General features: G+C 37.6%; 19 protein-coding genes. 9 read left to right on the top strand and 10 right to left on the bottom strand.

The annotated features are described in order from the left end of the window. Positions 1-149: 149 nt before the first annotated feature. Positions 150-608, bottom strand: a complete 459-nt coding sequence (locus OQZ33_RS04930) for a type I restriction enzyme HsdR N-terminal domain-containing protein (protein ID WP_265797949.1) — start codon at positions 606-608, stop codon at positions 150-152. 133 nt (positions 609-741) lie between these two features. On the opposite strand from OQZ33_RS04930, the gene holA reads away from it, so the two are divergent. The 4 genes from holA to OQZ33_RS04910 all read left to right on the top strand — a co-directional run bounded on the left by holA (position 742) and on the right by OQZ33_RS04910 (position 3746). Further along, positions 742-1764 carry a DNA polymerase III subunit delta gene (gene holA / locus OQZ33_RS04925; RefSeq protein ID WP_265797948.1) on the top strand — a complete coding sequence of 341 codons (1023 nt, stop codon included), beginning with the start codon at positions 742-744 and terminating at the stop codon, positions 1762-1764. Positions 1765-2208: 444 nt separating this feature from the next. After that, complete coding sequence (locus tag OQZ33_RS04920) at positions 2209-2568, top strand: VOC family protein (protein ID WP_265797947.1); 360 nt, start codon at positions 2209-2211, stop codon at positions 2566-2568. Between the two features lie 128 nt (positions 2569-2696). Continuing rightward, on the top strand, positions 2697-3101 hold the full coding sequence (locus tag OQZ33_RS04915) for an EVE domain-containing protein (RefSeq protein WP_265797946.1): 405 nt from the start codon (positions 2697-2699) through the stop codon (positions 3099-3101). Positions 3102-3146: 45 nt separating this feature from the next. Further along, complete coding sequence (locus OQZ33_RS04910; RefSeq protein WP_265797945.1) at positions 3147-3746, top strand: hypothetical protein; 600 nt, start codon at positions 3147-3149, stop codon at positions 3744-3746. On the opposite strand, the gene OQZ33_RS04905 is transcribed toward OQZ33_RS04910, so the two are convergent. Both OQZ33_RS04905 and OQZ33_RS04900 read right to left on the bottom strand, forming a co-directional pair. After that, on the bottom strand, positions 3736-4926 hold the full coding sequence (locus tag OQZ33_RS04905; RefSeq protein WP_265797944.1) for a cation:proton antiporter: 1191 nt from the start codon (positions 4924-4926) through the stop codon (positions 3736-3738). The two genes, OQZ33_RS04910 and OQZ33_RS04905, sit on opposite strands and share 11 nt — an antisense overlap. A gap of 69 nt (positions 4927-4995) precedes the next feature. Beyond that, on the bottom strand, positions 4996-5517 hold the full coding sequence (locus OQZ33_RS04900) for an acyl-CoA thioesterase (protein ID WP_056849543.1): 522 nt from the start codon (positions 5515-5517) through the stop codon (positions 4996-4998). Positions 5518-5873: 356 nt separating this feature from the next. Between OQZ33_RS04900 and OQZ33_RS04895 the strand changes: the two genes are divergently transcribed. Further along, positions 5874-7364, top strand: coding sequence for an alpha-amylase (locus OQZ33_RS04895; protein ID WP_265797943.1), 1491 nt, complete (start codon positions 5874-5876; stop codon positions 7362-7364). 61 nt (positions 7365-7425) lie between these two features. Here OQZ33_RS04895 and OQZ33_RS04890 read toward each other — a convergent pair whose 3' ends face one another. From OQZ33_RS04890 to OQZ33_RS04865, 6 genes are all read right to left on the bottom strand, one after another. Continuing rightward, on the bottom strand, positions 7426-8352 hold the full coding sequence (locus tag OQZ33_RS04890) for a hydroxypyruvate isomerase family protein (RefSeq protein ID WP_265797942.1): 927 nt from the start codon (positions 8350-8352) through the stop codon (positions 7426-7428). 26 nt (positions 8353-8378) lie between these two features. Beyond that, positions 8379-9311, bottom strand: coding sequence for an FAD:protein FMN transferase (locus OQZ33_RS04885; RefSeq protein WP_265797941.1), 933 nt, complete (start codon positions 9309-9311; stop codon positions 8379-8381). 68 nt (positions 9312-9379) lie between these two features. Further along, positions 9380-10699, bottom strand: coding sequence for a Gfo/Idh/MocA family oxidoreductase (locus tag OQZ33_RS04880; protein ID WP_265797940.1), 1320 nt, complete (start codon positions 10697-10699; stop codon positions 9380-9382). 35 nt (positions 10700-10734) lie between these two features. Continuing rightward, positions 10735-11700 (bottom strand): formylglycine-generating enzyme family protein, encoded by a 966-nt coding sequence (locus tag OQZ33_RS04875; RefSeq protein ID WP_265797939.1) that lies wholly within the window; start codon positions 11698-11700, stop codon positions 10735-10737. Between the two features lie 140 nt (positions 11701-11840). Then, entirely contained in the window at positions 11841-13118 is a 1278-nt protein-coding gene (locus OQZ33_RS04870) for a DUF5103 domain-containing protein (RefSeq protein ID WP_265797938.1), read from the bottom strand. Positions 13119-13355: 237 nt separating this feature from the next. Continuing rightward, entirely contained in the window at positions 13356-15263 is a 1908-nt protein-coding gene (locus OQZ33_RS04865) for an ABC-F family ATP-binding cassette domain-containing protein (RefSeq protein ID WP_265798006.1), read from the bottom strand. A gap of 238 nt (positions 15264-15501) precedes the next feature. Here OQZ33_RS04865 and nudK point away from each other — a divergent pair, with 238 nt between their 5' ends. From nudK to OQZ33_RS04845, 4 genes are all read left to right on the top strand, one after another. After that, positions 15502-16086: a GDP-mannose pyrophosphatase NudK gene (nudK, locus tag OQZ33_RS04860; RefSeq protein ID WP_265797937.1), complete on the top strand. Its 585-nt coding sequence runs from the start codon at positions 15502-15504 to the stop codon at positions 16084-16086. A 129-nt stretch (positions 16087-16215) separates the two neighbouring features. Next, positions 16216-16626 (top strand): Rrf2 family transcriptional regulator, encoded by a 411-nt coding sequence (locus OQZ33_RS04855; protein ID WP_265797936.1) that lies wholly within the window; start codon positions 16216-16218, stop codon positions 16624-16626. A gap of 126 nt (positions 16627-16752) precedes the next feature. Further along, positions 16753-17403, top strand: a complete 651-nt coding sequence (locus tag OQZ33_RS04850; protein WP_265797935.1) for an NAD(P)-dependent oxidoreductase — start codon at positions 16753-16755, stop codon at positions 17401-17403. 179 nt (positions 17404-17582) lie between these two features. Then, the gene (locus tag OQZ33_RS04845) at positions 17583-18614 is read left to right on the top strand and encodes a quinone-dependent dihydroorotate dehydrogenase (RefSeq protein WP_265797934.1); all 1032 of its coding nucleotides are present in this window, start codon (positions 17583-17585) and stop codon (positions 18612-18614) included. A gap of 23 nt (positions 18615-18637) precedes the next feature. Here OQZ33_RS04845 and OQZ33_RS04840 read toward each other — a convergent pair whose 3' ends face one another. Then, entirely contained in the window at positions 18638-19000 is a 363-nt protein-coding gene (locus tag OQZ33_RS04840) for a DUF2200 domain-containing protein (protein ID WP_265797933.1), read from the bottom strand. Positions 19001-19123: the final 123 nt, after the last annotated feature.

Raw genomic sequence — 19123 nt, 5'->3', positions numbered from 1 at the left:
GATTGCTTCAATCGATGAAAAATCGATTTCGCAATGACGGGAAATAAAGAAGTTAATTCTAAAAATGAAGAATCAGCGATTTATGAAACAGATCCTTCGTACCTAAGGATGACAGCATAGCTTCGGCAGGAACTGTTGGAAAATCAAAATTACAAATCAGAATAATCCGGGAGCTCTTGTGCAAAAACAAGGCTTCCCTTTTCTAAATCCATTTTAGCATAAACGTGCTGTAAACCGTTTGTTAAAACAATCCACTTGGCCTGGTGGATGGAATTGTATCGTGATGCCTGATCGAACACAGAAGGTGTAATTTTAACCTTCGGAGCTTTACACTCAATAAGCATTAACTTTTCACCGGCATTGTTATAAACCAGAATATCGCTTCGTTTTTGCAGTTGATTCAAAACCAGTCCACCTTCAATTTGAATTAGGCTTTTTGGGAATTTTTTGCTGGCGATTAAATCTTGGATAAAATGTTGCCGTACCCATTCTTCTGGTGTTAACACCAAATGTTTCTTCCTTAATTCATCAAAAATAAAAACTACATCATCTTTCCTGGTAATTTTAAATGGATAAGGCGGAAGATTAAGTAGGGTAGGGTTGAACATGCAGTTGTGAGTCGGAAGTTGTCAGTCATTAATTTGGCGCTACCAATTTGCCCCACAATTAATAATGTTCAAAGTTAATATTGTTTATAAACATTTATCAAAATCATAAAAGCTAAATTGTAATTTTACGGCAATGACTGCTACTGAAATTATAAAAGATATTAAAGTGCGAAAATTCAAACCTGTTTATCTTTTACACGGGGAAGAATCTTATTATATCGATCAAGTAACCGATTATATTGAAGACAAGCTGTTGAGTGATGCCGAAAAAGGGTTTAATCAAACAGTTTTGTATGGAAAAGATACGGATATGGCGACGGTTTTAGGCGCCGCAAAACGATATCCAATGATGTCAGATTATCAGGTGGTAATTGTTAAGGAAGCGCAGGATTTAAAATGGGGAAAAGAAGACACTGGCAGTAAAGAGGCAGAATTTGTACTGAATTATTTCGAAAAGCCTTTGCATAGTACCATTTTAGTGCTTGCTTATAAGTATGCAAACTTCGATAAGCGTAAGAAAATCTATAAAGCGATCAATAAGAGTGGTTTGATTTTTCAATCAGATCCTGTTAGAGATTATAAACTCGTTCCCTGGATTGAAGATTTTATCAAAGAAAAAGGTTATAAAATCGATCAGCAAGCCTCGGCTTTGATGGCCGAATATTTAGGAACAGATCTTTCTAAAATTGCGAATGAGATTGAAAAGCTGATGCTAAATGTGCCTAAAGATGTAATTATCAATACAGATTTGGTACAGAAGAATATTGGAATTAGCAAAGAATATAATGTTTTTGAGCTCCAAAAAGCCTTAGCTATTCGTGATGTCTTGAAATGCAATAAAATTATCAATTACTTGGCGAGCAACCCAAAAGCCAATCCCACGGTTATGGTGTTAGCTAATCTAGGTGGTTATTTTACCAAGCTTTTAAAGTATCATTATATTCCAAATAAGGCAGATGCGGCATCTGCTTTGGGTGTTCCTCCTTTTTTTATAAAAGATTATGAAGTTGCCGCCAGAAACTACCACACTGGGAAAGTTTTCCATGTAATTAGCTTACTCAGAGAATACGATTTGAAAAGTAAAGGCTTAGAAAGTTCGGGCAATGTTAGCGATGGCGAGCTTCTTAAAGAATTGGTTTTTAAGATCATTCATTAATTCTTTGATAAAAATTGGTCGATTAAAAGGAAAGGTTACTTAACGCAACAGTTGATACTATTAGTACTGCACCCATAAATGCTATACGTTCAATAAGTAGATAATGACCAGCCGTTCCCTCTTTGTAGTTTGTTGATAGGCAGATATTCTAAATTGTTTTACATATATTGAATCTGTAATTAGCGCTATATTACTTGCCGTATTTTGATTGGGTTTGAAATAATTAGAATTTGGATTTTTAGTTTTTCTAAATACCCTAAGCGAAATCTGATCGAGTCTAAAAGACTTAGCATCAGAGACAGCTACTTTTTTACCAAGTCGATTGATTGGACATTGACTATGTAATTACTTGAGACTAAAAGAGCCAATGTTATTATTTTTATCTTAGCCATAAATTGTTTATTTGATCATAAAATAAATATAAATAAATTAACCCTAAACCCCATGCTACAAGGATTAAGAACTATAATTTATTACGTTGGCGACTTAACTGCTGCCAAAAATTGGTATAAAAAAGTTTTTGATATTGAACCGTATTTTGATGAGCCTTATTACGCTGGCTACAACGTCGGTGGTTTCGAACTTGGTCTAGATCCGGATGATTCGGGTTTTAGCAATGGAAACCATTCCACTACTTATTGGGGTGTTAGTGATATTAAAGGTGTTTTCGAACGGTTTAAAGAATTAGAAGTCGAAATTCATGAAGAACCTAAAAATGTAGGCGGACCGATTTGGGTAGGAAGTATTTTTGATCCCTTTGGTAATGTGATCGGATTAATAGAAAACCCAACATTAGAAGGTTAACGTAATCGAAAATTTTCAGCTTAATTATCGCAAAGACGTTTCTAAAAGAGGAATGCCATTGTCATTTTAGGAGGATTCTGGTTTATAAAATCAACTCTTAATTGTAAATTTGAATCTTAAATCTATATATGAATCATTGGTTAGTAAAATCAGAACCCTTCAAATACAGCTGGCAAAAGTTTAACGAAGATGGAAGAACTTTTTGGGATGGTGTGCGCAATTATCAGGCTAGAAATAATTTAAAAGCCATGAAAGAAGGGGATTTAGTTCTTTTCTATCATAGCAACGAAGGTAAGAATGTAGTTGGAATTGCCAAAGTGGTGAAAGAATTCTATCAGGATCCAACTACTGATGATGCCAATTGGGTAGTGGTAGATTTATCGCCAGTTGAAACCTTAAAAAACCCTGTATCTCTTGAGCAAATTAAAGCTGAACCTAGTTTGGTGGATATTTCATTAGTTCGCCAGGGGCGCCTTTCTGTAATGCCGCTAAAAGCGGAAGAATTTGATAAGATTTTAGAAATGGGCAGTTAAATTTTTATCAAACCCAGGATAATTATTCATTTTAAACACCGTATTATGAAAACAAGAATCGTAGTTTTAGCTATTTTATCAATCAGTACGTTGTTTTGCAAAGCGCAAATTTCGGATGGAATTAAACCCTACATTGCCATTGTAAAAACGAATGACAGCAAAATTAAAGGCTTGTTTTTTAAAATAGATTCTCAAACGGTTCTGCTTTATTCTGATGAAAAATACCATGAGATAAAAACTTCAGAAATAAAGTCAATAAAATTAAGGGTAACGAAAGCAAGCTACGAATTGCAGAGTTATGTTTTCAAGTACGTTGGAAAGAAAGATCCCAATGAATACAAATACACCAACCAGCAAGGAAAACCGGTAGACAAATGGGGAAGGGAAGAGCCTACACCAGAGGAAGAACTTGCCGGAGCTGTTGGTGGGGCAATATTTGGAACAGCGATGGAAGGCGTTGCAAATATTATTGCCGGGTCTTTGCACAATATAAATCCAAGCATTGCTAACTATAAATTTAGTAAAGGGTTTGATTATGGTCAGCTGGAAGCACTTAATTACTATTCCGTTTATTATCAGCAGAATCCAAATACCCTGGCCGAGCTAAACAAAATTAAAGCATTGTCGGCGGGCTTTAAGCCGTAGTGCTTTCCTCTACTTTTTTATTGCTAAATGCTATTCCTAAAGTCATTACCAAACTAGATCCCAATACTACCAAAAACAAGAATGAAGGCCCTACTTCAGCAATTTTCAGCGAAGCTGGTAAATTGAAATAAAGCAATATACTAATCAATCCCCGCGGTGCAATATATAAAATCGGGGCAATCGAATCTTTCTTAAAAATCTTTAGGAAAATAAGTCTGATCACATAAATTGAGGCTAAAATAATAAGTCCGTTGGCAATAATGGGCCAATTATTAAGTTCGTTTATGTTCATGGTAAAGCCGAAAATGACGAAGAAAAAGGTTCTTAAAATAAATGCACTTTCTGCTGATAACTGGTACAGTTGAGATAAATCAGCAGAGAGATTTTTGTATAAAAATACACCTCTGAACCAAACGTTTTGAATGGTATCGGCATTATTCAAAAATAATCCTGTACTCAGAATTAATACCAGCGATGATAAATGATAAGATTGGCCGATGGCATACACGAGTATCAAAATGGAAATAATCAAGAAAAACTTGATGTGGTGCACCAATCTGCCCATGATATACAATAAAACAACGCAAGCAATTGCCGATAAAAGAATAATCAAAAATGTACTTAAACCTAGTCCAATAAATGCTGATGTGGTGATGGAATGATTGGTTATGGCAAAATTAAAAATGATAATCCCTAAAATATCAGAAAACGAAGATTCGTACACCACAAATTCTTTATCCTTACCACCCAAAGCCGCTGCAGAGGGAATGGCGATGGCAGAACTGATTACACTAAAAGGTATGGCGTTAGCAATGCAGGTGTATAAATCTTTATGCGAAATTTGGTAAATAATTACGGTAATAATGGTGGCTGTGCCAAGTAACACAGTAAGCGCAGAGAAAAACGCACTCTTGATAATCTTGTTTTTATTTCGATCATATTTAAGCTCCAATGAACCTTCAAAAACAATTAAAATTAATCCAACGGTACCTAAAGTTGGTAAAATGGATAGAAAATTGAAGGTTTGAACTTTTAAGTTCTCTACTAAAAAACGAAGGCCAATGCCCAGCAAAAGCAGTAGTAAAACCGATGGTATTTTAGTTTTACTTGCCACTAAATCAAATAGATAGGAAAAGATAACTAATCCGCTTAAAATTATCAGTATGGTATATGTAGTCATATTTTGAGCGAATGTTAAGCTACTAAAATAAAACAAACATGTTAAGCACCAAGAAGTTTTTTGTAAAAATTATGCTTTAAAAAATAGCGCTTTCAATTCGCTGGCATCGTCCGGATTCATTTTGCCGCCTAAAACCAGGCGCAACTGTCTTCTCCTTAAAGCACCCTCAAAAAGCTCAATTTCTTCTGGAGTTTCTGCAATAAGTTCGGGTACTGGAATAGTTCTGGCGCTTTGATCTACCGCTACAAAAGTATAATAGGCTTCATTACTTTTCTGGCGTGCACCACTGGGAATATTTTCTGCCCAAACATCCAGCCTCACTTCTACTGATGTATTAAAAGCTCTTGTAACTTTGGCCTCAATAGTAATTACATCACCTAATTTGATGGGGTGTTTAAAAGAAACGTTATCTACAGAAGCAGTCACTACAATACGATTGCAGTGTTTTTGAGCAGAAATAGCTGCAGCAATATCCATCCAATGCAATAAACGGCCACCCATCAAATTGTTGAGTGTGTTGGTATCGTTGGGTAATACCAGTTCATTCATAATGGTAAAACTCTCTCTGGCAAATTTCTTTTTTAAGCTCATATTCAAGCGCAAAAGTAAATAAAATGCGCCTTAAATCAGCATTTCATTAATCATTTGAAAAGCAAAGCTTCTGCCTCTGCTTAACGTTCGTCCTGCTCTCACTTCAATCTTTTAAAATCTGTTTTTGCTTCATTTAAAGAATATGCTTTAAATTTTAAAAGGATTTCCGGTAAATCAGGTTTAGCTACAGTAGGCAGCTCAAATTGCCCAACCTGTTTACGGCGCTAGATATATTTTAATATAAGTTCGACTATCTTTAAACCATCTCCTTAAATACTTACCGATTGACTTTTAGCTTACATTTCTGGAAAAACAATTGCCAGAAACTCATGTTATCCTATCTTAAAATTAAATTAATGCAGAATCAAACCTTAATTCAATATTTTCATTGGTATTACAATGAAGAACAAAATTTATGGAGTAAAGTAGCGCAAGAAGCTACGCATTTGAAAGAAATCGGGGTAACCGGGGTTTGGTTACCGCCAGCCTATAAAGCGAGTACAGGTGGATATTCAGTTGGATATGATGTTTATGATCTTTTCGATCTTGGAGAATTCGATCAAAAGGGAAGTGTAAACACACGTTATGGTTCTAAAGAAGAATATTTGAAAGCCATTAAAGCCCTTCAAGATCAAGGAATTGCAGCCGTTGCAGATATTGTTTTCAATCACAAAGCCGGCGGCGATGAATTGGAAAAAGTGCCTGTGAGAACCGTTAATCCTGATAATAGAAATGAATTCACCAGCGATGTTTTTGAGATTGAAGCGTGGACCAAGTTTACTTTTCCAAATAGGGCAGGGAAATACTCGCAGTTCATTTGGGACCATCAATGTTTTAGTGGAGTAGATTGGGCAGAAGACCTGAAAGAAACTGCAATTTACTCTATCCAGAATCATCTTGGCGAAGGTTTTGAAGAAGTTCCATCTACTGAACTGGGTAATTATGATTACCTCATGTTCGATGATATTGATTACCGCAATCGTGCCGTTGTAGAAGAGTTGAAATATTGGGGAGAGTGGCTTGTGGAAACTACCAACATAGATGGATTTAGGCTGGATGCGGTTAAACACATCAATCCTGATTTTATTAAAGAATGGATTGACCACCTGGAGGCAAAGTTTGATAAGAAGTTTTTTATTGTTGCCGAAGATTGGAATGTCGAAAATACCGAATCGCAAGAAGAATACCTGCGATTAATGGAAGGCAAAACCCAGATTTTTGATTCCCTGCTGCATCATAATTTCTTCCTTGCCAGTAAGGATGGAAACGGCTTTGATATGCGCACTATTCTTGATAATACACTGATTTCGATCTCGCCTGAACTTGCTGTAACGTTTGTCGATAATCACGATTCTCAGCCTTTGCAAGCCTTAGAAAGCTACGTGGAATTCTGGTTTAGACCATTGGCATACTCCATCATCTTATTAAGAGAGCAAGGAATTCCATGTTTGTTTTTTCCGGATTTATACGGTGGAATTTACGATGATAAAAATCCTGAAGGAGAAGATACACATATCGAGCTCGCTATTTTACCAGGTCTGGACATCATGACAAAAATTAGAGCTCATTTAGCCTACGGGGAGCAACGCGATTATTTTGACCACAATAACTGTGTGGGTTGGACAAGAGCTGGAGATGATGAACATGAAAATAGTGGGGTGGCGGTTTTATTAAGCACAGGTGAAGAAGGATTTAAAACGATGGAAATAGGGCAGAGTTTTGCTGAAAAAATATTTGTTGATGCACTTGGATATCGTGAACAGGAAGTGGTAATCGACGAGAATGGGTGGGCAGAATTTCATTGTAATGCCGGTAGTGTATCGGTTTGGGTTTTAAAAACCGAATAATATTGATGGTAATTTGAAGGTCGGGATTACTAATCCCGACCTTTAAATTACCTTCTAACTTTTACAAAAAATCATCTTCTTTTCTATAAGCTGCAATTACAGCTAACTCGCCTTCTTTTCCAGGTTGCGAGTTTCCGTGTTCCATGCCCATCACACCTTTATAGCCTTTTTTATGAAGGTGCTTAAACAAATTTTTATAGTTGATTTCTCCGGTGGTAGGTTCCTTTCTACCCGGATTGTCACCAATTTGGATATAGGCAATTTCATCCCAACAACGGTCGATCGTTTTAATTAAATCGCCTTCGGTGCGCTGCATGTGGTAAATGTCGTACAAAATTTTGCAAGCCGGACTTTGAACGGCCTTGCACACAGCATAAGTTTCGTTAGTTTTCTGAAGAAATAGTTCTGGCGTATCGCTTAGTGTTTCCAATACCATAATTAAGCCATGTGGTTCGAAAATTTCGGCCCCGGCTCGCATCGCATCAATTACATTTGCAAACTGATTTCCATAAGGCAAATTGCGTTCGTAAAAACCCGGAACAACTGTCAGCCATTTCGCATTACATCTTTTGGCTGCTTCAACCGATTTTTTGCAGGTTTCAACAAATTTATCCTTAAATTCTTTTTTACCTGTAGTTAAAGAAGTTTTCCAGTTATCGCCGCCATCTACAACGAAAACTCCCATTCGCATTCCAAGTCGAGCCAATAAGGCACCAATCTTCTCTTGCTCCTCTACAGGTCGGTTTAAGTAACCGTTATCTTCAATGGAGCGGAAGCCCTTATCGTACATGAATTGAATTTGATCGAGAAAATTTTTACCTGCGTGATTAGCGAACATCCCCTGGTGTGGCGCATAATCCATATTAAAAGTTTTGTCACTCAGTATCGCGGTCGATTTTTCAGAAGCAAAGGTTTCTGTAAATCCAGCTCCGGCTGTAATGCCACCTGCGGTTAACAGGCTATTTCTTATAAATTCACTTCTTTTCATTTGTTGGTTTTTAAAAATGTAAAGACTTAGTTTTTAATTAATTGCTTAAATCCGTTTGATAAAGTATCGGCTATAGATCCATCCTTTTTTCGGTAAACAAAATAAGCTTCCAGGTATTTTCGATTGGCTACAAATTTTAAAGCATCATCTAGATGCATGCCCATTAAGGCATTATCATACCCATCGGCTGTAATGGCATCTTGTGCATATACGGTTACACTGATCATTTCATTATCCAAAGGATAGCCCGTTTTCGGATCAATTAAATGAGAGATTGTTTTTCGTCCGCTTTGATGGAATTTTCTATAATTGCCCGATGTTGTAATCGCTCCGCTGTTGGAAACTGCGATATGCCTGATTACTGGTGTGCCATCTTTACCTGGTCCCTCAATGCCGATTTTCATTGCGGTTCCGTCTGGTTTAGGGCCGGCAATTCTAATTTCACCACCCAGTTCGGCTACGAAGCTTTTAATTCCTTTCTTAGTCAAACAATTTGCAATCAGATCTACAATGTAACCTTGTGCAATGCCATTAAGATCGATATTTACACAAGGTGATGATTTAGTCAGCATGTTGTTTTCCAGTTTCAGTTTCTCCATTCCTGTGCACTTCAAAATGGTTTTAATTTCTTCGGCAACTGGTTCCCTGTTATTTTCCGCAGGACCAAATCCCCAGGCTTGAACCAGTGGAGCCACAGTGATATCAAAAATGCCTTTGGTGTCACGGTTAATTTCAAAACTTCTTTTTAACACCGCATTTAAATAAGTGTCGAGTTTCGCTCCCTTTGTTGATGAATTAAACTGGTTGATGAGCGAGCCCTTTTTGTAAAGAGACATCGATAAATCTATTTCATTCAATAAGCTATCGATTCCGCTTTTGGTAGCAAGGCTATCAGCAGCATAATACATAATGTGATAGTCTGTTCCCTGGGCTAAACCCGTAATCTTATATTGGTTCAATTCTTTAGAACTGAAAATCGAAAAGATTAACGGAAAGCAGAGAAACAGATATCGGTACATTATTTCAGCTATAATACCTTGGTTTTTCCGGGCATAGCAATTGGATATAACCCATTCGCATCAGGCATCAACTTAGGGTTTGCGTCCCAGGCAAAACGCTCGGGCATTAAACTATTGTCGGCAGCTAAGGCTTCATCCCATTTAATGGTTTGCCCAGAATAAGTTGCATATCGGCCAATTATTCCGGTTAAAGTGCTATGAGCGCCATATTCGGCGTTGTCAAATTTATACTCCCCTTTTGAGATGGCATCGAAAAGCTCATCATGTTCGGTTTGATATGGATTTGCATTTCCTTTTGTATTGTGATTATAGATTATATTTCCTTTCCAATCCCACAACTTCGCCTGGTTTCCAGCGGATAAATAAATCTTTCCTTTTGTACCCTGGAAAGTTTCGTCCACCCGGTTAGGAACGCCTTCGAAATGTTTGCATTGGCTATAAACCACCGATCCATCTGCATAGGTTAATTCCACAGCGTGATTATCATAAATTTCTCCATAATCCTTTCCAGTTCTCCAGGCCCTGCTTCCCGTACCCTGCACTGAAACGGGATGTGTACCTTTTATCCAATTTGCAATATCGATATTATGGACGTGCTGCTCCACAATATGATCGCCACATAGCCAGTTAAAATAATACCAGTTTCGCATCTGGTACTCCATTTCAGTTTGATTTGCCTTACGCGGATTCACCCAAACACCACCACTATTCCAAAATACCTGACCAGAAACGATATCGCCAATGGCGCCCTCTTGAACGCGTTTCATCGCTTCGCGATAGTTGGCTTGATAACGGCGTTGCAACCCGACAACAACGTTGAGCTTTTTGCTTTTGGCAATTTCTGCTGCGGCTAAAACTTTCCGAATTCCCGGTGAATCAACTGCAACAGGTTTCTCCATAAAAACGTGTTTTCCTTGCTTAATGGCTTCTTCAAAATGGATTGGTCTGAAACCAGGAGGCGTTACGAGCAATACTACATCTGCCAAAGGAATTGCTTTCAAATAAGCATCAAAACCAACAAACTGACGTTCTTTAGGCACGTCCATTTTGTCGGCAAATTTGGTGTTTAAAGATTGGTAACTGCTATCCAAACGATCTTGAAACGCATCTGCCATGGCTACGAGTTTGATGTTGAATTTAGTGCCTAGTGCTTGAAATGCTGCACCCGTACCTCTATCTCCACAGCCTATTAAGGCAATTTTAATGGTATCGCTTCCCGAAGCATAGGCTCCGGCAAGCGGAATGCTGCTTAACATAGCGCCACCTGCAAGCAAGGCAGATGATTTTAAAAAATCTCTTCTATCGTTTGTGTTTGGTTCGTTTTTCATTCCTGATTTTGGGTTTGTGGTTTTATCAGTTCGGTTTATAAATCTTTTATAGGTTGTTTATTATAGTAAGCTTCTATTTCTGCTTTACTTGGGGCTTTAACCGGGCGGACCAGGCGCATGCCAACAAAAGGGGCTTCAGGAAACCACCAATTGCTTTTCGGAATTTGTGGATCAAGCTGTTTCCAGGATGGGTCGGAAGCCAACCTGACTGTTGATCGAAGATTTTCAGCTGCTTCATCGTAAGAGCCGCCACGAACAACATGTGGATATAGCTTTTCGGGCTTAGCGACAGGGTTTTCAGCTATTTTATTTTCGCCGAGCTTATAGAAATCAGCAACATATTGATCATAGGTCCATTCGCTCACATTGCCATGCATATCAAACAGACCCCAGGCATTTGGTTTCTTTTGCCCTACCTGATGTGTTTTATTATCGCTATTATCGGCAAACCAGGCATAATCATTTAATGTTGCGGCCTCATTACCGAATGAATAGGCTGTGTTAGATCCAGCTTTACAAGCATATTCCCATTCTGCTTCGGTAGGCAAGCGATAAAAAATACCTGTTCGTACATACAGCCATTTACAAAACTGGATAGCGTTATATTGGGTCATGCCCACTGCTGGCTGGTTGTCTTTTCCCATACCAAAAGTCATATCCAGATAAGGCTTTGTGGGCCGTGTAACCGCATCAACCTCTGCTGGAACAGCAGCTGTACTGGCTTGCTTTTCGAAATCACGATACAAAAAAGGTTCGAAAACATTCCAGGTTACTTCGTACTTGCTCATCCAGAATGCATCTAACTTTACCTGGTGAACGGGTTGTTCATCTGGTTTTCCAGTTTTGCTTCCCATATAAAATGTACCTGCAGGAATTGGCTCCATGTCAAAGCTCAACCTGGTGCCGTCAATATTCTGGGTATACGATTTTTGAGTTTCCTGAGCATAGATTTGCAGGCAACTAATTGAAATTAATGCAAATGCGAAAATTGTTTTAAACATAATTTTGGTTAGAAATGCCTGCTGAAAGGCATTTACGGTTACTCAATAATCTGATTACTAAAGTAATTAACCAATATTAAACTGACGAAATTTAATGTAACAATAAAGGTATAGTTGACAATTAATCGCAGTTCTTCGCACTAGCGCCTATCAACTACTTTATTACTGATATTGGCAAAACCAACTAAGGTTTCCCATCTCGCACCAGGGCGACGATAATACACAAAAACCTGATAGGTGTTTTCTGTTTCGAAAAAGGAGCCTTCAAAAGGCTGACTTTCCAGAGTCTTGGTTTCGTTATTGTACCAGGCATACTCAAAATCATATAGCCCTTGCTTCAGCATAATATTGGCATAAAACTGTTTCCGCCCTGCATCATAAATCATTTTGTTTTCTTTACTTAAAGTATAGTTATTAAAACGACCAATTACATAGGCATCGCCATTGGCTGATGGGGCAGGAGCATTCAATGTGAAAAGTACGCCCATATATTCGGCTTCAGTTTTGTCGTCTCTTCCATCAGTATTCTTAATGAAGAAATTGCCATTCTCATCATATTGATTGGCAAAAGCACCGGTATTTCTCGGCGCATCCTGAAAAAGCATGACGTTTACCGATTCACTATCGCGATAAATATCTTTCACATTATCGGCTTTGTATCGTAAACTTCTGGTGTCAAATTTTCTAAATTCATTATCACCCCAAAAATCGTTGGTGGTCAAATCATTAAATACAAGTTGATTAGGGCGGATAAACGAGGGACGGGTATTTATTTGTGCGGTATTGGAGTTGAAATTCTGCATCACAATCGCCTTCAAATCCTGATAAGGATTAGGAATAGGCATGCTGTGATTGATGGTAAAATTGATCTTTTGCTTTGTATTCCGATCTGCCACCTGCATAGATTTGGTAACCTCTGCTGCCACGGCCACCTGATTATCTACAATATAAAAACGCTGCGATATTGCCGGCTGATTTTTATCGCCATCGAGGTAAACCTTTAATAAATAATTTCCACCAATTTTTGGCTGTATCTGTGTATTAGGGAAATTTAATTCATAGTGGGTATACTTCCTGGTGGTGTTTGATGAGTAACGGTAGTAAATGATTCTATCGTCATTAAAGCCGCCTAGATAATCTATTGTTGATATTCTTGATGGTTGCCAGTCTGAAGTACAATGCTCTATAGAATACCAATAATTTTTAGTTCCAGCCGGCAAATCATCGAACGAAAAGGTGATGGTCTCCGAAGAATTTAATTGGATAACAGGTAAACTTTGCTTACGGGTGCTGTTATAACAAAGAACCGTTTTAATATTAGGGAGGTATATTTTATTCTCGTAAACGAAGTTTTTATCGGTTTGTGAAAAGCTTAGGGTGGGGATGAAAAATAAAAGTATTACGATTAGTTTTTGCATGGTTAAAAGTAAATAGTATTAACCACAGATGAAAAGGATAACCACGGATATTTTTTAATTGCGTTAAAAAGCATCATGTATATGATTGAATCGTATCTCTAAACTAATTATTTTGCATAAGTTTCATTACGGATTTTGCTCTCGTTTGCCGTGTCTCCGCGGCAAGAAATGACAATAAAAAAGCCACAGAATTTTTTCTGTGGTCTAATTTTTTAATCTGCGAATCTGCGGCAAAAACTAGCTTTCCAGCTCCATAATTTCGGCAGCTAAATTTTCCCATTTCGTTTGGTTGCTATCTAAATCCTGTTTGGCAGCTAAATAACGTTTGTTGGCTTCGGCCAATTTATCAGCTTTGCTGTAAACATTTTCATCAGCCAATTCTGCTTCAATATTTTTTACTGCTGCTTCCAGTTCTGCAATAGATTCTTCAACCTTTTTCAATCCATCATTCAATTTTTTCAATTGACTGGCCGTATTTGGTGTAACAGCTTTTGGCTCTTCTTTCTTCTTTTCAGGCATTTTTACCGGAATAGGTTTCGATACCGGAATTTCACGTTTGCTGTTCCACTCTTCATATTCGGCATAGGTACCAGGGTATTGCTTAATCTGTTCATTTTCAATAAACCAGATTTTATTTGCAACATTATCCAGGAAATACCTATCGTGAGAAACGGCTATAAATGTGCCTTCAAATTGTTGTAAAGCCTGAATCAAGATGTTAACAGATTGAATATCTAAGTGGTTGGTAGGCTCATCGAGAATTAAAAAGTTCGAATCTGTTGTTAACGATTTTGCTAAAGCCACACGAGATTTTTCACCTCCCGATAACACCTTAATCTTTTTGAAAACATCATCTCCTGTAAATAAGAAACAGCCTAAAATACTACGTAACTCCGTATCTGTATGTTTCGGTGCGAAAGCTTGTAATTCCTCCAGAATGGCATTGTCAAGATGAAGCGACTCCAACTGGTGCTGGGCAAAAAAGGTAGTGGTTACATTATGACCGGTTTCGCAGGAACCTTCAAATTTCTCGGTTCCGGCAATCATCCTCAATAAGGTCGATTTTCCTTTACCATTCGCACCAATCAAGGCAATTTTATCACCCTTCTCAATTACTGCTTCAGCATCTTGAAGGATGTGAACATTAGGGTAATGTTTGGTGGCGTGTTCGATACGAACTACATGTCGGCCTGATGGTTTGGTAAATTTAAAACTGAAGTTTACCGTCGGGTTATCATCATCAACGTCATCAATGCGTTCCATTTTATCTAAAGCTTTCATCCGCGATTGCGCCATTTTAGCTTTCGATGCTTTTGCCTTAAAACGTTCGATTAAACGCTCTTCCTGCTTAATTTTTGCCTGCTGATTTTTAAACTCACCTTTTTGAATTTCCCCACGTAGTGCTTTTTCTTCCACATAGAAACTGTAATTTCCAGCATAAACGTTTAATTTTCCTTTGCGAGATTCGACCGTACGGTTTACAATTTTATCAAGGAAATACCTATCGTGTGAAACGATTACAATTGCCCCTTCAAAACTCGCCAAGTAGGTTTCCAACCATTTAATGGAAGGTAAATCCATGTGGTTGGTCGGCTCATCCAAAAGTAAAATATCAGGGTCTTGCAATAAGATTTTAGCCAGCATCACACGCATACGCCACCCTCCAGAGAAGGTATTTAGTGGACGGTGTTGGTCTGCGGTACTAAAACCCAAACCTGCCAAAATTTCATTTGCTCTATATTCAATGTTGTAGCCATCCAAAGCTTCAAATTCCTGCTGCTTATCGCTTAGCTTATATAAAACTTCTTCACTATAATCAGTTTCAATTTTTTTCAGTAGCTCTTCAATCTCATCGTGTAGCTGGTTTTGTCGCTCAAAAGCTTCCATGGCCACATGCAAAATACTATGGTGCGAATCGTAAGAAAGCAAATCCTGGTTTAAATAGCCGATTTTTAAGTCTTTTGACATAGAAACCGTACCCGAACTAGGTGCATACTCGCCAACAATTATTTTTAAAAGTGTTGATTTTCCTGTACCGTTGGCGCCAATTAAACCAGCTCTATCACCGGGTTTAATGTGCCAGTTCGCCTCGTCGTATAAGGCTCTTGAGCCAATTAGGAATGTTAAATTATTTATTGAAATCATTTCGGCTGCAAAAGTACGAATTTTAAAGGCTTGTTTTATTTCTAAAATCAAATAGGAAATTAGCTTGATATAGCCAGTTTTTTCAGATTTAGGAAAGCAAAGAAACTATAATTTCTGTTTTTTAGGCGAAATCGAGAAAATCGGTCGTCAAAGTTAAATGATGATGAACAGGCAAGAATCTATTTCATTAGTCATCCCCAATAAAATAATAATACATTTGGTTTAAAACCAAACAGCCATGAGCAACGAAAACGTTAAAATTATCAGCAAGGAAATCCTATCAGATAATTGGTATACTTTAAACAAAATCAAATTTGAGTATAAAACCAATGGTGGTGTAATTGAAACGCAGGAACGCGAAGCTTATGATCGGGGAAATGGTGCTACAATTTTACTGTACAATAAAGCAAATCAAACGGTTATTTTAACCCGTCAATTTCGGTTGCCAACCTACATCAATGGCAATGAGAGCGGAATGTTAATTGAAACCTGCGCTGGTTTGCTGGATAAAGATAATCCTGAAACGGCCATCAAACGCGAAACCGAAGAAGAAACAGGTTACAAAATTAGCGAGGTTAAAAAGGTTTTTGAAGCTTATATGTCGCCTGGTTCTGTTACCGAAATTCTTTATTTTTTCGTAGCAGAATATTCAAAAGAGATGAAAGTAAGCGACGGTGGTGGCCATCACGAAGAACAAGAGAACATCGAGGTTCTGGAACTGCCTTTTTCAAACGCCCTGGAAATGATTGCAACCGGTGAGATTAAAGATGGCAAAACCATTATGTTATTGCAGTATGCAAAAATAAATGATTTGATGGGCTAATTGCCTCGGCTATCTGCTTCATTCTAACTTATCGGGGTCTCATATACTTTTCTAAAAAAATAACTTCCGATATATTTTGATGTTAAATAAATCTCCGTACATTTGTACTGTAATAAAAATAATTACAGAATGAATAATAGCCGGTTTCCGATTTCCTTACACATTTTAACCTTGCTCGATGATGCGAAAGGTGCAGTAGTGAGCTCAGAATACCTGGCTGGAAGTATTAACATTAATCCGGTACTGGTACGAAAGGAGATCATTAATTTACGTAAGCATGGTTTTGTTGATAGCAAAGAGGGGAAAGGCGGAGGTTCATTTTTGGCAAAAAGCGCTTCTGAAATTAATCTTGGTGAAGTTTATCAAGCAGTTAAAAGCAATAATATTCTGGGGCAAAGTAAAAACGAGCCAAATCCTAAATGCCCAATAGGGAAACAAATTAATCAACACTTAAATACACTCTACAGCGATGCAGAAAACGCGTTAATCGAAAATTTATCAACGCAGACACTGGCTGATTTTGCATTAAAATTTAAATAAAAATTTTTTATCCAAAACTGTAATAAAATAAGTTTCAGTTATGATCTTCCAATCTTATTCATTCATTCACTCATTCAAAATTCACTCATTCAAAGATTCAATATTCACCAATTAAAATAAAATAACATGAAAGTAGCACTAATAGGCGCCTCAGGATTTGTAGGCAAAGCCCTTTTAAATGAATTAATTAGCCGTGGAAATGAAGTAGTTGCCATTGCCCGTGACACAACCAAAATTGAAAACGCTGACGAAAAAGTAAGTAAAGTTGCGGTAGATGTTTTGGATACCGATCAACTTGCAGAGGTTTTAACGGGAGCAGATGCGGTAATAAGCGCATTTAACGCGGGTTGGACTAATCCAAATCTTTACGATGATACTTTGGCTGGTGCAGAGGCAATCCTGAAAGCAGTAAAAGCATCGGGAGTAAAACGTTACATTTTTATTGGCGGTGCCGGAACTTTGCAAATTGACGGAACCCAGTTGGTTGATGGTCCCGATTTTCCAAAGGAAATTTATCCTGGAGCATCTGCTGTAAGAGATTATTTCAATACTTTAAAACAAGAGAAAGAATTGGATTGGGTGTTTTTTAGTCCCGCTATTGAAATGCATCCAGGTATTACAATCGGTAAAACCGGAAAATATCGTTTAGGTAAAACCTCACCGGTTTTTAATGAAGAAGGTCGCTCAATTTTATCTGTTGAAGATTTAAGTATCGTTTTGGCAGATGAATTGGAGAATGATGCACATCACCAGGAGCAATTTACTGCCGCGTACTAAGGAAATAAATTATTAATGGAAGGCGGGAACTTGATGTAAAATATAATGATCTATTTTAAATGACGATTTGCGAACAGGATACAAATCGCCACTTAAGTTGCAATCCATTTATATTAGGCGTCTAACATTTTCCATCTTCCATTACCTTCCATTTTCCATATTTTATTTATCTTCGTGGCATGTATCGCCTTATTAAACCAATTTTCTTCAAGTTTGACCCCGAAAATGTTCATTATTTCGTTGTTAAGCGATTAAAGTGGTTTAATGATAAGTTTCCTTTGGGTAAAACCATTATTCGCAGCAGTTTCGATGTTCATATAAGAGGTTTGGAGAAGGAGGTTTTCGGTATAAAATTTAGAAATCCGGTAGGTTTAGCTGCAGGTTTTGATAAAAACGGTGAGTATGTGGAGGCGTTAAGCAACCTAGGCTTTGGTTTTATCGAAGTAGGTACAGTAACGCCAATGCCACAGCCAGGGAACGATAAGCCACGCATGTTTCGTTTGCCAAATGATGAAGCCTTAATCAATAGAATGGGTTTCAATAATAAGGGCGTTGATGTAATGGCAGAGCGTTTGCGATTGCTTAAAGACAAACATCCGGATATAGTTGTGGGTGGAAACATCGGTAAAAACAAAGCAACGCCGAATGAAGATGCCGTAAGTGATTACATTAAATGTTTTGACCGACTATTTGATGTGGTAGATTATTTTGTAGTCAATGTAAGCTCGCCAAATACTCCAGGTTTGCGAGAACTTCAAGAAAAAGAACCGCTGAAAAATATCTTGAATACACTGCAGCAGCGAAATAAAAAAAACGATATCTCTCGACCAATTTTACTAAAAATTGCACCTGATTTAACAGATGCGCAACTCGATGATATTATTGAAATTGTAGCAGAAACAAAAATAGCAGGCATTATCGCTACCAATACAACTATTAGCCGTGAAAATTTGGCCACCGAAAAAACTTTAGCCGCAGAAATGGGCGGCCTAAGTGGTAAACCGGTTAAAGAGCGTTCTACGGAAGTGATTCGCTATCTTTCAGAAAAATCGAATAAAGCTTTTCCGATTATTGGGGTTGGCGGAATCCATTCCCCACAAGATGCTCAGGATAAATTGGACGCTGGTGCCTGTTTGATTCAGCTTTACACCGGTTTTATTTACGAAGGTCCCGGACTAATCAAATCAATTTGCAAAAGTTTGGTTAAATAAGATTATGGAAAGATCCATGAGAATTATACTCTTAATATTTTCTCCATCTTTTTGCCTTTAGCCAGTTCGTCAACTAGCTTGTCTAAATATCTTACTTGCCTAGTCAACGGGTTTTCGATCTCCTCAATGCGATAGCCGCAAATTACACCTGTAATTTTTTCAGCATTAATATTTAGTTTAGCCTGCTCGAAAAAAGTTTCGAAGGTCACTTTTTGATCGACAAGCTCCTGCTGTTTGTGCTCATCAAATCCAGTTAACCATTCTATCACATGTTTTAGTTCTTGTTCTGTTCTGCCTTTGCTTTCAACTTTGGTTACATAGTGTGGATATACCCCTGCAAAAGTTAGCCTGGCAATTTTTTCGTTATGAGATGCATTTTCTTTCATTTTTCCAGTTTTTCCGAAGGATAAAAATAAGAAAAAACGAAAAAAATATATCGCTTTTAGTTTTCAAAAGTCGAATCATAACACTTAATGATGGTATCGAAGAATAAGATCGATACCATCATA

Origin of the sequence: Pedobacter sp. MC2016-05 (assembly GCF_026239735.1) — a bacterium.
Taxonomy (GTDB): Bacteria; Bacteroidota; Bacteroidia; order Sphingobacteriales; family Sphingobacteriaceae; genus Pedobacter.
The sequence above is the reverse complement of the archived record's forward strand: the minus strand, read 5'-3'. Positions and strand labels throughout refer to the sequence as shown.